Genomic DNA, 15,211 nt, shown 5'->3' with positions numbered 1-15,211 from the left:
ACAAGTAGAAGCTCCACGCCGAAGGGATCGTGATGGTGCAACGTCGAGTGGTGAAGGCCGCGTTGGCCGCAGCCGTGCTTCTGGTGACGACCGGCTGCTCCTCCGACGAGGGAGACAAGACGGACGCGGCCGGCAGCTCACCCCCGAGCAGCAGCAGTGCCGAGTCGCCCCCGCCCGAGCAGGCGGCGGACGCGGCACCCCCCGCCAAGGGCTCGGTGACGGTGGTCCGCACCGTCGCCGAGGACCTCGACACTCCCTGGGGCCTCGCGCCCCTGCCCGAGGGCGGGCTTCTCGTGTCCTCCCGTGACGAGGCCACGATCAGCAGAATCGACGAGGAGACCGGCGAGGAGACCGTGCTCGGGGAGGTCCCCGGCGTGGCCCCGGCCGGCGAGGGCGGCCTCATGGGCATCGCGGTCTCCCCGGAGTACGCCTCGGACCACATGATCTACGCGTACTTCACCTCGGAGTCCGACAACCGGATCGTGCGGATGCTGTACGACCCCGAGAAGCCCGCGGGCGAGCAGCTCGGCGCCCCCGACACCATCCTCCGCTCCATCCCCAAGGGAACGAACCACAACGGCGGCCGGCTCGCCTTCGGCCCCGACAAGATGCTGTACGCGAGCACGGGCGAGCGGTACGAGGGCCCCCTGGCCCAGGACAAGGACTCCCTCGGCGGCAAGATCCTCCGTATGACCCCTGACGGCGAGCCGGCCCCGGGCAACCCCTTCGACAACTCCGTCGTGTACTCGTACGGCCACCGCAACGTCCAGGGGCTCGCCTGGGACGGCAAGCAGCGCCTGTGGGCCTCGGAGTTCGGCCAGAACACCTGGGACGAGCTGAACCAGATCAAGCCCGGCGGCAATTACGGCTGGCCGGAGGTCGAGGGCAGGGGCGGCAAGTCCGGCTACATAGACCCGGTGGCCGTCTGGAAGACGGACGAGGCCTCCCCCAGCGGCATCGCCATGGCGGAGGGCTCCGTCTGGATGGCGGGCCTCAGGGGGCAGCGCCTCTGGCGCATCCCCCTGGACGGCACCAAGACCTCCGCCGACCCCCAGGCCTTCCTCGAAGGCGACTACGGCCGCCTCCGCACGGTCGTCTCCGCCGGCGGCGACAAGCTGTGGCTGGTGACGAGCGAGACGGACGGCCGGGGCTCCCCGGAGGGCGGCGACGACAAGATCCTGGAGCTGGAGGTGAAGTAGACCGCCCGCCCCTACTCCTCTGCGAGGCGCTCCTCGGCCTCTTCCGCCACCGGCTCGGGCCGCCGTACGACGACCTTCCCGGACGCGAGGTCTATCGGTCCACGTCCGGGGTCGTTGTCCCCTACGTCCTCACGGGTCAGTTCCAGCCGTTTCTGCTCGTCACGGGTGTGCTTGCGGCCGGGTGCGAAAAGTTCCTCGAAGGCGTTGAACACAGCTCTCCCTCCCCCAGGGCCGCGAGGCGGCGGGCGGTCGGTCCCGGTCGAACAGCGGAGCCTCGGCGGTCCTCCCTGCCATCATCCCGCCGCAAGCCGCTCCCCGGCCCCCTCCGGGAACAACCCCAGCCGATGGGCCACCGCCGCCGCCTCGCCCCGGCCCGAGACACCGAGCTTGGCGAGGATGTTGGAGACGTGGACGCTGGCCGTCTTCGGGGAGATGAAGAGTTCCTCGGCTATCTGGCGGTTGGTGCGGCCGACGGCCACCAGGCGGAGGACGTCGTGTTCGCGGCCGGTGAGGCCGAGCGCGGCGACGGGGTCGGCCTGGGTGAGGGCGGGCTCGGGGGCGCGGCTCAGGGTGAGACGGGCGCGGCGGGCGAGGAGGGCGACCTCGTCGGCGAGCGGGCGGGCGCCGAGGTGGTCGGCGACGGCGGCGGCCAGCTGCAGCAGTTCCGTCGCGCGGTCCCGGGCCTCGTCGTCCGCGCCTTCGGCCAGCAGCGCCTCGGCGAGTCGGTGCCGGACGCGGGCAAGGTCGTAGGGCCGTTCCAGGGACTCGAAGGCGGTGACGACGTCGGACCAGGTGCCGGGGGCCGTCACGCCCTCGGCGCGCTGGAGTTCGGCGCGGATCCAGCCTTCGTGGGCGAGCCAGACCGGTGCGCCGGTGGTGAGCTTCTTGACCACGGTGAAGATCCGGTCGAGGACGTCGGCCCGGCCGGGCCCGGCGGTCGGCAGGGCGCGGGCGTCGGCCTCGGCGGTGGCGGCGGTGAGCAGCAGGGGCCAGGCGTAGCACTGGGTGCCGACGGGGAAGCCGACGTCGAGGACGCGGGCCAGTTCGGCGCGGGCGTCCGGGAGGCGGCCCTCGGCGGCGGCGATGCCGATGGTGAGGGAGGACAACGGCAGGTTGTTCTGGGGCATGGGGTTGTGGGTGCCGAAGTAACCCTGAGCGGCGGCGAGTTGGCGCCGGGCATCGGCGGTGTCGCCGCGGGCGAGCGCGAGGGCGGCGAGAGAGAGGGAGCTGCCGCCGCGCATCTTGGTGCTGGTCCCGGTGCACCCGGCCTTCGTGGCGGCTTCCATCGCCTCGTCCCACTGTCCGAGGGAGAAGAGCGATTCGGAGAGGTTGCCCCAGATCCAGGCCTCGGAGTCCCGCAGACCCATGCGTCGGGTGACGTCGAGTCCCGTGCGCAGCAGGCGGGCGGCCTCCTGCGAGCGGCCGACGCCCTCCAGACAGGACGGAAGGTTCACATGGGCGCGGCCCACGACGGCGGCGGGACCGCGTTCGAGTGAGCGCCGAAGGACGGCCTTCATCTCCGTGATGCCTGTTTCGACGTCGCCCGCGTCGACCATCAGGCCGCCGAGGGTGAGGCGGGCATTGAGTTCGATGTCCTCGGCGCCGACCATGCGCGCGTACTCGACGGCGCGCTGGGCGTCGGAGAGCGCGTCGGGGCCCGGGGCGTGGAGCATGGACCAGGCGGCGACGCGGGAGAGCACCTCGGCGTGCACCTCGGACGGGGGCTGGCCGCGGACCAGTTCCTGGGCGGTGGCGAGCTCCTTCCAGCCGTCGCCCCGGGCCAGGCCCTCGGTCAGCAGGGAGCGCTGCACCCAGAACCAGGCGGCGCGCAGGGGGTTGTCCGTGTCCGCGAGCCGGTCGAGGGCCCGCCGGGTGATTCTCAGGGCCCGCTCCCGCTCTCCGCACAGCCGTCCGGCGACGGCCGCCTCGGCCATCAGGTCGAGGTAGCGCAGGGGGTGGGTGCCCGGAGCGCAGCCGCAGGGCGGGTACACCTCGGTGTAGTCGACGGGGCGCAGCGCGGCCCGTACGGCGTCGGGGGCCGCGTCCCACAGCTCCATCGCCCGTTCCAGGAGGCGCAGTTGTTCGGAGTGGGCGTGCCGGGAGCGGGCCTCGGTGGAGGCGTCGAGGACGGCGGGCAGGGCCTTTGCGGCGTCGTGGGCGTGGTACCAGTAGCTGGCCAGGCGGGTGGCGCGGCCGTCGGCGGGGACAAGTGTCGGGTCGGCTTCCAGGACCTCGGCGTAGCGGCGGTTGAGGCGGGAGCGTTCGCCGGGCAGCAGGTCGTCGCTGACAGCCTCGCGGACCAGGGAGTGCCGGAAGCGGTAGCCGTCGTCGCCGGGGGCGGCGAGCAGGATGTTGGCGCCGACGGCGGCCCGCAGGGCTTCGATGAGTTCGTCCTCGGGGAGCCTGGCCACGGCCGCGAGCAGGGCGTACTCCACGGTGGAACCGCCCTCGGCGACGATGCGCGTGATCCGCTGGGCATCCTCGGGGAGCCGTTCGACGCGGACGAGGAGCAGGTCGCGCAGGGAGTCGGTGAGACCGGGGCAGCCGCCGTCGTGGGCGGCGACGGCGAGTTCCTCGACGAAGAAGGCGTTGCCGTCGGAGCGTTCGAAGATCTCGTCGGCGCGTTCCGGGTCGGGTTCGGCGGCGAGGATGCCGGCGAGCTGGTGGCCGACCTCGGCGCGGTCGAAGCGGGGCAGTTCGATGCGGCGGACCGTACGGAGGCGGTCGAGTTCGGCAAGGAGGGGGCGCAGCGGGTGGCGGCGGTGGATGTCGTCGGATCGGTAGGTGGCGAGGACGACGAGGCGGCCGGTGCGCAGCGTGCGCAGGAGGTAGGAGAGGAGGTGGCGGGTGGAGGCGTCGGCCCAGTGCAGGTCCTCCAGGACGAGGACGATCGTCCGGTCGGCGGCGAGGCGCTCCAGGAGGCGGGCGGTGAGCTCGAAGAGGCGGGCCGTGCCTTCCTCGTCGTGCCGTGCGCGCGAGGTCTCGCCCAACTCGGGCAACAGTCGGGCCAGTTCCTGTTCCTGTCCGGCAGCCGCGGCGGCCAGTTCGTCGGGCAGCCGACGGCGCAGGGCGCGCAGCGCGGTGGAGAAGGGTGCGAAGGGCAGCCCGTCGGCGCCGATCTCGACGCAGCCGCCGGTCGCGACGACCGCGCCCCCGCGCCCAGCCTCACCGGCGAACTCCTCCACCAGACGGGTCTTGCCCACCCCGGCCTCACCGCCGAGCAGCAGTGCCTGCGGCCCGCCCTCGCCTCCCCCGTGCCCCGTCGCCCGCGCGACGCCTCCACCGGCGCGGGCCAACGCCTCGCGCAACACCTCCAGTTCGTCGGCGCGACCGACGAACACGGGACTGACGGACCTGGTCTCCACATCGCCGAGCATCGCACGACCCTCGGACACTTCGGCACCGATTATCCGCAGGCCCCGGACAGCCGGACGGCGGTCGCCCGCCGCACATCCGGCTTCCGCACCCCCACGTCCGGCCTCTGCTCCCCCGCCGCCGACGCCCCCGCCCTCGCGGCCCTTCTCCCCGCTCACGCGGCGCGGGGGAAGCGCAGTCGGCGTATGCGTTCTCCGAGCACCGGCCGTTCGGCGTCCTTGTCCCCCTCCCCCGACGCGGACCTCGCCGTCGTCCTGGAGTCGTGTGCGGCCTCGCGGCGGGCGCGGCGGGCCTCGCGTACCTGACGGTTGTGCTGCGCCTCACGGATCAGCTCTGCGGAACGGATCTGCTGGAGCTCGTACTGGAACATCTGGATACCCCTGGTGAAGAGTCGGTCTCGGCTCGCTTTCTGCGATGTCTCAACCTTCGTCTCCAAGGCGGGGCGGCCACATCGGGAGAGTTCCGCATCTTGAACGCGTGAGGGGCCTTAGGCCCGTCGTAGGGATACCTACGACGGGCCTAAGGCCCCTCAGAAGCCGTCCTGCCGAAGCGGGCGTCAGGTGCTCGGCAGCCCCAGCAGGATGTCGGAGTACTTCAGGGCGGCGAGCACCAGCCCGATGAAGCCGACCGCGACGCCGGCCCAGGCCACCGACTTGATCCACGGTGTCTGTACCTGGTCGGGGTCGCCGAACGCGGGTCGCACCAGCACGGCGACGCCGACGAGCAGCCCGACCAGCGCGAAGATGCCGCCCCACAGCGCGGAGGCCTGCCAGGCATCGCCGTAGACCGCCTGGAGCTGCGTGGCGACGGTCGCGTTCGTCGCGGCCTGCATCTCGATCTGGCCGGTGATCTCCGCGCGCGCGGAGGCGACCGTGCCGACCCAGCCGCCGGTCAGCGACACCAGGCCCAGCACCACGGACACGATGCCGGCGGCACCCTGTCCCACACCCGGCGACGTCTTCGCGACGGCCGGCGGGAACTCCTCGTCGAACTCTCCGGTCTCGTCGGAGTCGTCGGCCTCGACCGAGTCGCCGGTGTCCGTCGTGGCTTCCTCCGTCGCCGCGTCGTCCTTGGTGACGTCGGCGCCCTTCACCGACTCGTCGTCGTTCCTGGCCTCGGCGCCCGTATCGGCACCGGTCTCGTCAACTGTCTTGGTTCCCATACCTCGCACCGTACGAATGTTGTCTGAGAGGTTTCTTAATGATCGCTGTGAGCACTGCGATCACGTGCCGCACGCCATTCGGGCGCCAGGACGGACCATATCTCCAAGTCGTGCCGGACACCTCGATGGGGATACCTCTCCCGTTGTACACCGTCCCTGACCATGCCGAGCCGCCGTGCCACGTTCAGGCTCGGCGTGTTGCCGGAGGCGGCGATCCACTCGACGCGGTGGATGGCACGAACGTCGACGGCCCAGTCGATGAGGATCCGCATCGCGCGGGTGACCAGGCCCCGCCCCGTGCCGGCGGGCTCCAGCCAGCAGCCGACCTCGCAGTTGGCGTTCTCCGCGTCGAAGTTGAGGAAGAGGACCCCGCCGACGAGACTGCCGTCGAACCAGATGCCGTGCAGGGAGCCGGTGTCGGCGGCGCGCATGTCGGCGTAGCGCTGGAGGACGGCGTGCGCGGACCCCACGTCCGTGGCGCTCTGGCCGAAGGGGACGTACTCGTTGACGAAGTCCCGCCCTCGCTCCAGGTGCGTGAGGAACTCCTCGGCGTGCCAGGGTTCCAGGGGCCGCAGTTCGGCCCCGTCGTCACCCAGGGATATCGCGTACATCCGGCTGTCGCTCCTTCGCCCGTACGTCCGTGGCCCGTACGCCCGTCGCGTCGGCGTCCCGCGCCGGTACCTCACCGGCGTCCCCCGCCAGTACGTCCGCCGCCTCGGCGTCCGTCGCGGCGGCCAGCCTCTCATGGGCGGCGCGGGATTCGGGCGGCTCGATGCTGATGCGCGGCATGCGCCGGTCGAGCCAGCGGGGCAGCCACCAGTTGGCGCCGCCGAGCAGGTGCATGAGGGCGGGGACGAGCAGCGTACGCAGGACGAAGGCGTCGAGGGCTACGGCGGCGGCGAGGGCGATGCCGAACATGGCGATCACACGGTCGCCGCTGAGTACGAAGGCGAGGAAGACGGAGATCATGATGACCGCCGCGGAGTTGATCACCCGGCTGGTCTCGGCGAGGCCCACCCGGACCGCGCGCCGGTTGTCGCCGGTCTCCAGCCACTCCTCGTACATCCGGCTGACCAGGAAGACCTGGTAGTCCATGGAGAGCCCGAAGAGGACGGAGACCATGATCACGGGGAGGAAGGGCTCGATCGGTCCGGCGCTGCCGAGGCCCAGCAGTTCACTCCCCCAGCCCCACTGGAAGATCGCGACGACCACGCCGAAGGCGGCGGCGACGGCGGCCACGTTCATCGCGGCGGCCTTGAGCGGTATCCCGATGGACCGGAAGGCGAGCAGGAGCAGCAGACAGCCGAGGCCGATGACGACACCCACGAACAGCGGCAGCTTGCCGACGATGACGTCCGCGAAGTCGTCGTACCCGGCGGTCACCCCGCCGACGTGCAGATCGAGCGAGGTGCCGGTCTCGGCGCGCGGCAGCACTTCGTCGCGCAGCCGTTCGACGAGGCCGCTGGTCCTCGCCGACTGCGGGGAGGACTCCGGTACGACGGTGAGGTAGGCGGTGTCACCGCCGGCGTTGTACGTCACCGGGGTCACCGCCGAGACGCCCTCGGTGGCCCTCAGCGTGGTGTCGAGGTTGTCGAGCGCGAGCTTGTCGGCGGCGCCGTCGACCTTGGTGACGAGGGTGAGCGGGCCGTTGACACCGGGCCCGAAACCGTCGGCGAGGAGGTCGTAGGCCTGGCGGGTGGTCGTCGCCGCCGGGTCGTTGCCCTGGTCGGATGTGCCCAGGCGCAGCCCGAGCGTGGGCAGGGCGAGCAAGGTCATGACGACGAGGGCGATCGCGCCGAGCTTCTTGGGGTGCCGTTCGACGAAGGCGGACCAGCGGGCGGCGAAGCCCGTGGGCAGCTCGGGTTCGGGGCCGTGCTCGGCGAGGCGGCGGCGCTCGCGGCGGCTCAGGGCCCGCATGCCGATGAACGACAGCAGGGCCGGCAGCAGCGTCACGGAGGCGGCGACGGTGAGGACCACGGTGAGGGAGGCGGCGATCGCGACGCCGTTGAGGAAGCCGAGCCGCAGGATCAGCATGCCGAGCAGGGCTATGCAGACCGTGGCGCCCGCGAAGACGACGGCCCGTCCGGTGGTCGCGACCGCGTTCCGCGCGGCCTCCTCGACGGACAGCCCCCGCTTCAGCCCGCGCCGGTGCCGGGTCACGATGAACAGCGCGTAGTCGATGCCGACGCCGAGGCCGATCAGGGTGCCCAGCATGGGCGCGAAGTCGGCGACCGTCATCGCGTGCCCGAGCAGGGTGATCCCCGCGTAGGCGGTGCCCACGCTGACCAGGGCGGTCGCGATCGGCAGCAGGCTGGCGGCGAGCGAGCCGAACGCCAGGAAGAGCACGACGGCGGCGACGAGCACGCCGACGATCTCGGCGAGGTGCCCGCCGGAGGACTCGGTGAGTTCGATCGAGGTGCCGCCCAGCTCCACCTGGAGCCCGGCGCCCTCGGCGCCCTTCGCGGCGTCGACGACGGCCTCGGCCTGCGCCTTGTCCACGTCCTCGGCCGGCTTGTCGAAGGTGACGGTCGCGTACGCCGTACGCCCGTCCTCGCTGATCCGGCCGCCGTCGGCGCCGTCGTACGGGTCGGTCACGGCGGCGACGCCCGGCAGGTCGGCCATCTCGTCGAGGGTCCGGGTCATCGTCTGCTCGACGGCGGCGGCCCGTACGGACCCCTTGTCCGTGTGCCAGACGACGGTGGCGCTGTCGCCGCTCACGCCGGGGAAGCCTTCGCTCAGGAGTTCGGTGGCGCGGCTGGACTCGGTGCCGGGGGTCTTGTAGTCGTTCGAGTACGCGGCTCCCGCTGCGGCGGCGCCGGCGGCCGTGCCGGCGAACGCAAGAAGCCACAGAAGTACGGCGACGAGACGGTGCCGGACACACCAGCGCGCGAGGGCTGCCACGGATCGTGCTCCTGAAAGGGGGGAGACATGAGCAATTCCCGGCAACTGTTGCACCGCAATGTGATCTTTTGGCCCCTTTGAGGCTCTCCTCACATGGGATGGGAGGCACCTCACAGGACAAACGGCGGCACTCTGTCGCCCTGTGTCACTGCCGTGCACGCGCCTGAGGGCGGCCCATCGCAGTGATGTGCCGCCCTCAGGGATACGCAGTGAACCGGTCGCCCGTTCAGCTCTCGCTGACGCCCAGCTGCTCCAGGATCAGCTCCTTGACGCGAGCCGCGTCGGCCTGACCCCGGGTGGCCTTCATGACCGCGCCGACCAGGGCTCCGGCCGCTGCCACCTTGCCGCCACGGATCTTGTCGGCGATGCCCGGGTTGCCGGCGATGGCCTCCTCGACGGCAGTCGTCAGGGCCCCCTCGTCGGAGACGACCTTCAGACCGCGCTTGTCGACGACCTCGTCCGGGGTGCCCTCGCCCGCCAGGACGCCCTCGATGACCTGGCGAGCCAGCTTGTCGTTCAGGTCGCCGGACGCGACGAGCGCGGTGACCCGGGCGACCTGCTCCGGCGTGATCGCCAGCTCGTCGAGCGAGGTGCCCGACTCGTTGGCGCTGCGGGCCAGCTCGCCCATCCACCACTTGCGGGCGGAGACGGAGTCCGCCCCGGCCTCGATGGTGGCGACGATCAGGTCCAGTGCGCCGGCGTTGAGGATGGCCTGCATCTCGGTGCCCGAGATGCCCCACTCCGCGAGGAGCCGGTTGCGCCGGACCAGCGGCAGCTCGGGCAGCGAGGCCCGGATCTCCTCGACCCACTCGCGCGAGGGGGCCACCGGAACGAGGTCCGGCTCGGGGAAGTACCGGTAGTCCTCGGCCTCCTCCTTCACACGGCCCGAGGTCGTGGACCCCGTGTCCTCGTGGAAGTGCCGGGTCTCCTGGATGATCGTCCCGCCGTCGTTCAGGACGGCCGCGTGCCGCTGGATCTCGAAGCGGGCGGCACGCTCGACGCTGCGCAGAGAGTTCACGTTCTTCGTCTCGGAACGTGTGCCGAACTTCTCACGGCCGTGCGGGCGCAGCGACAGGTTCACGTCGCAGCGCATCTGCCCCATCTCCATGCGGGCTTCCGAGACACCGAGCGCCTTGATGACCTCGCGCAGCTCACGGACGTACGCCTTGGCGACCTCGGGAGCGCGCTCGCCCGCGCCCTCGATCGGCTTGGTGACGATCTCGATGAGCGGGATGCCCGCGCGGTTGTAGTCGAGCAGCGAGTGCGAGGCGCCGTGGATGCGGCCGGTGGCACCGCCGACGTGCGTCGACTTGCCGGTGTCCTCCTCCATGTGGGCGCGCTCGATCTCCACGCGGAAGGTCTCGCCGTCCTCCAGCTGTACGTCGAGGTAGCCGTTGAAGGCGATCGGCTCGTCGTACTGGGAGGTCTGGAAGTTCTTCGGCATGTCCGGATAGAAGTAGTTCTTCCGGGCGAAGCGGCACCACTCGGCGATCTCGCAGTTCAGCGCGAGACCGATCCTGATCGCGGACTCGACGCCGATGGCGTTGACGACCGGGAGCGCGCCGGGCAGGCCGAGGCAGGTGGGGCAGGTCTGCGTGTTGGCGTCCCTACCGAGTTCGGTCGAGCAGCCGCAGAACATCTTGGTCCTGGTGCCGAGTTCGACATGGACCTCGAGGCCCATGACGGGGTCGTACGACGCCAGCGCGTCCTCGTACGACACCAGGTCGGTCGTGGTGGTCACGGTTGAACTTCCCTCTCAGCCCAGCAGGACGTCGTCGTCGCCCAGCCGCTTCAGTTCGCGGTACAGGATGGCGAGGCCGGTGACGATGCCGACGGCGGCGACCGTCGAGTCGATCAGCCGCAGCGTGTCCTGCTCGGCGCGGGCCTTCTTGATCCGCTTGGCGATACCCCACGCGCCGAAGGCGGTGGTGGCGATGGACACGTACGTGCCGGACTTGGACTTCTGGAAGTCCTTGGCCTTGGACAGTGCGTTGGTCACAGCGACGGAGCCTCCTCGAGGAGCGGGTGCCCCCACTTTTCCACGAAGGCGGCCTCCACGGCGGCGCCGACCTTGTAAAGACGGTCGTCCTTCAGTGCCGGGGCGATGATCTGCAGTCCGACCGGCAGCCCGTCCTCCGGCGCGAGGCCGCAGGGCAGGGACATCGCGGCGTTGCCCGCGAGGTTGGTCGGGATGGTGCAGAGGTCCGCCAGGTACATCGCCATCGGGTCGTCGGCGCGCTCGCCGATCGGGAAGGCGGTGGTGGGCGTGGTCGGCGAGACGATGACGTCGACCTTCTCGAACGACTTCTCGAAGTCGCGCGTGATGAGCGTACGGACCTTCTGGGCGCTGCCGTAGTACGCGTCGTAGTAGCCGGAGCTGAGCGCGTACGTGCCGAGCATGATGCGGCGCTTCACCTCGGGGCCGAAGCCCGCCTCACGGGTGAGGGAGGTGACCGCCTCGGCGGAGTTCGTGCCGTCGTCGCCGGTACGCAGGCCGTAGCGCAGCCCGTCGAAGCGGGCGAGGTTGCTCGAACACTCGCTCGGCGCGATCAGGTAGTACGCGGCCAGCGCCAGGTCGAACGACGGGCAGTCCAGCTCGACGATCTCGGCGCCCAGCTCCTTCAGCAGTTCGACGGACTCGTCGAACCGCTGGACGACACCGGCCTGGTAGCCCTCGCCGCGGAACTGCTTGACGACGCCCACGCGCATCCCGGCGACGCTGCCGTTGCGGGCGGCCTCGACGACCGGCGGGACCGGGGCGTCGATGGACGTGGAGTCCAGCGGGTCGTGCCCGGCGATGACCTCGTGCAGGAGCGCCGCGTCCAGGACCGTACGGGCGCAGGGCCCGCCCTGGTCGAGGCTGCTGCTGAACGCCACCATGCCGTAGCGGGAGACCGCGCCGTACGTCGGCTTGACGCCGACCGTGCCGGTGACGGCGGCCGGCTGACGGATGGAACCGCCGGTGTCGGTGCCGATGGCGAGGGGTGCCTGGTAGGAGGCGAGGGAGGCGGAGGAACCGCCGCCGGAGCCACCGGGGATACGGGTGAGGTCCCAGGGGTTGCCGGTCGGCCCGTACGCGCTGTTCTCGGTGGAGGACCCCATGGCGAACTCGTCCATGTTGGTCTTGCCGAGGATGACGACGTCGGCGTCCTTCAACCGCTTGGTGAGGGTCGCGTCGTACGGCGGGATCCACCCTTCGAGGATCTTCGAGCCCACGGTGGTCGGGATACCGACCGTGGTGAAGATGTCCTTGAGCGCGAGCGGAACACCGGCGAGCGGGCCGAGCTTCTCGCCCCTGGCCTTCTTCTCGTCGACGGCGCGGGCCTGGGCGAGGGCGCCCTCGCGGTCGACGTGCAGGAAGGCGTGCACCTTCTCGTCGACGGCCTCGATCCGGGCCAGGTGGGCCTCGGTGACCTGCACGGCGGTGAGTTCACCGGCGGCGATCTTCGCGGCGATCTCCGCCGCGGTGAGCTTGATGATGCTGTCGGTCATGACGTGATCAGTCCTCCCCCAGGATCTGCGGCACCTTGAAACGCTGCTGCTCCTGGGCCGGGGCGGCGGAAAGTGCCTGCTCGGGGGTGAGCGACGGACGGACCTCGTCCGCGCGCATGACGTTCGTCAGCGGCAGCGGGTGCGAGGTCGGCGGTACATCTTGGTCGGCGACCTCACTGACGCGGGCGACCGCGCCGATGATGTCGTCCAGCTGGCCCGCGAAGTGTTCGAGCTCTTCGGGCTTCAGCTCCAGACGCGCCAGCCGGGCGAGGTGGGCGACCTCCTCGCGCGTGATGCCAGGCATGCAGCGATCCTCTGGGGTGAGTGAATGTGGTTTGGCGCCAATCCTATGGGGCGCGCGATGCTGCCCGCGCACGGGTTTGGACTCGGACGCCTCGAAGCTCGGGAGGTTACGGATTCGTGGGCGGGTGCGGGTCCGGTGGGGCTTCTCGCGCAGTTCCCCGCGCCCCCAACAGGATCCGGCCCTGCGGGCCGACGAAAAGCCGGGGCGCGGCCCCGGCGTTTCAGGGGCGCGGGGAACTGCGCGACCAGCCCCCACGCACCCGCAGCCGAACAACTACGCGTGGCACCCCTCGGGGGGCGAAGGGAACTACTCGTCCGCCGTCGCCGCGGGCAAGGCCGCTTTCGGCCGCTGCCACCCCCGGGACCCCCGAGCCCGCAACCAGGCCGTGGCCTCCTCCGGCGGCATCGCGGCGGCGACGAGCCAGCCCTGCACCGCGTCACACCCCAGGTCCCGCAACCGCTCCCACGTCTCGTCGTCCTCGACCCCCTCCGCGACGACGAGCAGCCCCAGCGAATGCGCGAGATCGACCGTGCAGCGCACGATCTCCGCGTCCTCGTTGTCGATCGCCAGCCGAGCCACGAACGACCGGTCGATCTTCAGCTCGCTCACCGGCAGCCGCCGCAGATGCACCAGCGACGAATACCCCGTCCCGAAGTCGTCGAGCGACATCTTCACCCCGTGCCCGGTCAGCCCGGCGAGGGTGTCCGCGGCCCGCTGCGGGTCCTCGAGCAGCACATGCTCCGTTATCTCCAGCTGCAACGACCCGGCGGGAACCCCGTGGCGGGCCAGCCGCGCGGCCACCGCACCCGCGAAGCCGGGGGTGTGGACATCGCGCGGGGACACGTTCACGGCGACCGGTACGTGCAGCCCCTGTGCCCGCCACCGCGCCACCTGTCCGAGCGCGGTGTCCAGGACGTACTCCGTCAGATGCGGCATCAGTCCGGACGACTCGGCGATCGCTATGAACTCGTCCGGCGGCACCTTCCCCCGCTCGGGGTGCACCCACCGCACCAGCGCCTCCAGACCGGCGACCTGCCCGTCGAAGCGGACCTTCGGCTGGTAGTGCAGCTCGACCTCGTGCGCGTCGAGCGCGCGCCGCAGATCGCCCAGCAGGCCGAGCCGGTCCGGGGTGTTCGAGTCCCGCTTGGACTCGTACACCTCGACGCCCGTACGGTCGCGCTTCGCCTGGTACATCGCCACGTCCGCCCGGCGCAGCAGCCCCTCCGCGTCGAGCGCGTGGTCGGGGAAGACGGCGAGCCCGGCGCTGGCCTCCAGGACGAGGGTGAGCCCGTCGAGGTCGAGCGGTGAGCCGAGCGCGGCGACGAGGTTGCGGGCGACCCGCGACGCGGACGTCGTGGAGTCGGCGACGGGCAGCAGTACGGCGAACTCGTCACCACCGAGCCGCGCGACCTCCGCTCCGCGCGGCAGGGCGACCCGCAGCCGATCGGCTATCTGCAACAGCAACCGGTCGCCCGCGAGATGCCCGAGTGTGTCGTTGACCGACCTGAAACGGTCGAGGTCGATCAGCATCAGCGCCGACCTCGCTCCGATGCGTTCGGCGTCGTCCAGGGCGGTCCAGGTCCGTTCCAGCAGCCACTGGCGGTTCGGCAGCCCGGTGAGCGGGTCGCGCAGCTGCTCCTCGGCGCGGGCGCGGGCTATCCACAGGGTGGAGTCGAGCGCGATGAGGGGGATGGCGAAGAGCGGCAGCAGCAGGGGCTGGGCTATGGCGACGACGCAGACGAGCGGGGCGATGCCGAGCAGAGCGACGGCGACGAGCCCCTGCCTGACCAGGGCTGTGCGCGCGACGGTGGGCAGTCCGCCGCGCGGTGCCGCCAGATACCAGAGCAGGGCTCGGCTGACCGCGAGGTAGGCGATGGCGACCAGGGCCACCTGGGGCGCCGAGTAGAGGTTCCAGCTGTCCGGGTCCCAGGGCCGCTCCACGGAGGGGACACGGCCGAAGACTTTCAGGACGAGCGCGCCGGCACCGATGCCGATGATGTCGACCGCGCCGTGCAGGACGCCCTGGCGCCAGCGGCCCCGGCGGGCGATGCCGACGAGGACGACGACGGTGAGGCTGACCATCCCGGCGGCCACCCAGCCGTACAGCAGCAGGACGGCGAGGGTGAGGGCGGCGCCGGAGCCGGTGCCGCCCCACCAGCGGGCGCGGCCCATGGCGACGAGATGGCCGACGATGATGCCGGTCAGCAGGGCGAGGGACCAGCCGACCGCGCCGGCCGGGAAGAGAGCATGCTGCCCGGCGAACGCCCGGTAGAAGCCGGCGCCCAGGATGGCGCCGGCGAGGCCCACGATCAGGGCGGGCAGCGCGGGCCAGGACAGCTGCCGTTCGGCGTCGTGGCCCGGCAGTTCGTGTCCGCGGCCCTCGCTGAGCGCGCCGGTGACGGCAGGGGCTCCGCCCGAGCCGGCCGCCGTGCCGGCGGCGAGCTGTGCCGGGCCCGGAACGAGGGGGCCGCGTGCGCTCGTGCTCTCACGGCTCGGCGGCCGTGCCGTCCCGACCGGGGAATTGGCCGCCGACGCCTGCCCGGGGCCCCGCTCTCGGTTTCCCTCGAACGGGCGTCCTCCCATGAGCAGGGAGCGCCCCCATCTCCAGGCCCCGGACACGCGGCGCAGCCGTGAGTCCGGGGCGACGCTCTCGGTCGGTTCCATTCCCGTCCCTCTCACAGCCGGCGGTGCCCACGCCACGCAGCCCGTTGCTCCCGACAACCTCAACGGCACCGCGTCCGAGAACCCACCACGCGTCCGGGCACGGCAGGCGCACAC

The 15,211-nt window shown here is 71.6% G+C and carries 12 protein-coding genes; 1 reads left to right on the top strand and 11 read right to left on the bottom strand.

The window, feature by feature from the left end; translation table 11 throughout:
• Positions 1-32: 32 nt before the first annotated feature.
• Positions 33-1,199 carry a PQQ-dependent sugar dehydrogenase gene (locus tag OG858_RS32250; protein WP_319066627.1) on the top strand — a complete coding sequence of 389 codons (1,167 nt, stop codon included), beginning with the start codon at positions 33-35 and terminating at the stop codon, positions 1,197-1,199.
• Between the two features lie 11 nt (positions 1,200-1,210).
• On the opposite strand, the gene OG858_RS32245 is transcribed toward OG858_RS32250, so the two are convergent.
• From OG858_RS32245 to OG858_RS32195, 11 genes are all read right to left on the bottom strand, one after another.
• Positions 1,211-1,411, bottom strand: a complete 201-nt coding sequence (locus OG858_RS32245; RefSeq protein WP_086752428.1) for a DUF6191 domain-containing protein — start codon at positions 1,409-1,411, stop codon at positions 1,211-1,213.
• 81 nt (positions 1,412-1,492) lie between these two features.
• Complete coding sequence (locus OG858_RS32240) at positions 1,493-4,576, bottom strand: helix-turn-helix transcriptional regulator (protein WP_319267828.1); 3,084 nt, start codon at positions 4,574-4,576, stop codon at positions 1,493-1,495.
• A 152-nt stretch (positions 4,577-4,728) separates the two neighbouring features.
• Positions 4,729-4,944, bottom strand: coding sequence for a hypothetical protein (locus tag OG858_RS32235; protein ID WP_319066626.1), 216 nt, complete (start codon positions 4,942-4,944; stop codon positions 4,729-4,731).
• A gap of 186 nt (positions 4,945-5,130) precedes the next feature.
• Positions 5,131-5,736: a hypothetical protein gene (locus OG858_RS32230; RefSeq protein ID WP_319319693.1), complete on the bottom strand. Its 606-nt coding sequence runs from the start codon at positions 5,734-5,736 to the stop codon at positions 5,131-5,133.
• A gap of 35 nt (positions 5,737-5,771) precedes the next feature.
• Complete coding sequence (locus tag OG858_RS32225; protein WP_319066625.1) at positions 5,772-6,347, bottom strand: GNAT family N-acetyltransferase; 576 nt, start codon at positions 6,345-6,347, stop codon at positions 5,772-5,774.
• Positions 6,325-8,637 carry an MMPL family transporter gene (locus tag OG858_RS32220; protein WP_319066624.1) on the bottom strand — a complete coding sequence of 771 codons (2,313 nt, stop codon included), beginning with the start codon at positions 8,635-8,637 and terminating at the stop codon, positions 6,325-6,327. Before OG858_RS32220 ends, OG858_RS32225 begins: the two co-directional genes overlap by 23 nt.
• 226 nt (positions 8,638-8,863) lie before the next feature.
• A complete protein-coding gene (gene gatB, locus OG858_RS32215; protein WP_319267799.1) occupies positions 8,864-10,378 on the bottom strand; it encodes an Asp-tRNA(Asn)/Glu-tRNA(Gln) amidotransferase subunit GatB in 1,515 nt (504 codons plus the stop codon).
• Positions 10,379-10,393: 15 nt separating this feature from the next.
• Entirely contained in the window at positions 10,394-10,636 is a 243-nt protein-coding gene (locus OG858_RS32210; RefSeq protein ID WP_086750018.1) for a hypothetical protein, read from the bottom strand.
• Complete coding sequence (gene gatA, locus OG858_RS32205) at positions 10,633-12,129, bottom strand: Asp-tRNA(Asn)/Glu-tRNA(Gln) amidotransferase subunit GatA (RefSeq protein WP_086750019.1); 1,497 nt, start codon at positions 12,127-12,129, stop codon at positions 10,633-10,635. The genes OG858_RS32210 and gatA overlap by 4 nt, the downstream gene beginning before the upstream one ends.
• A 7-nt stretch (positions 12,130-12,136) precedes the next feature.
• A complete protein-coding gene (gene gatC, locus OG858_RS32200; protein ID WP_005480000.1) occupies positions 12,137-12,433 on the bottom strand; it encodes an Asp-tRNA(Asn)/Glu-tRNA(Gln) amidotransferase subunit GatC in 297 nt (98 codons plus the stop codon).
• 306 nt (positions 12,434-12,739) lie between these two features.
• Positions 12,740-15,097: a putative bifunctional diguanylate cyclase/phosphodiesterase gene (locus OG858_RS32195; RefSeq protein ID WP_319267802.1), complete on the bottom strand. Its 2,358-nt coding sequence runs from the start codon at positions 15,095-15,097 to the stop codon at positions 12,740-12,742.
• Positions 15,098-15,211: the final 114 nt, after the last annotated feature.

Origin of the sequence: Streptomyces europaeiscabiei (assembly GCF_036346855.1) — a bacterium.
Taxonomy (GTDB): Bacteria; Actinomycetota; Actinomycetes; order Streptomycetales; family Streptomycetaceae; genus Streptomyces; species Streptomyces europaeiscabiei.
This window is presented reverse-complemented; position numbering and strand designations above follow the sequence as displayed.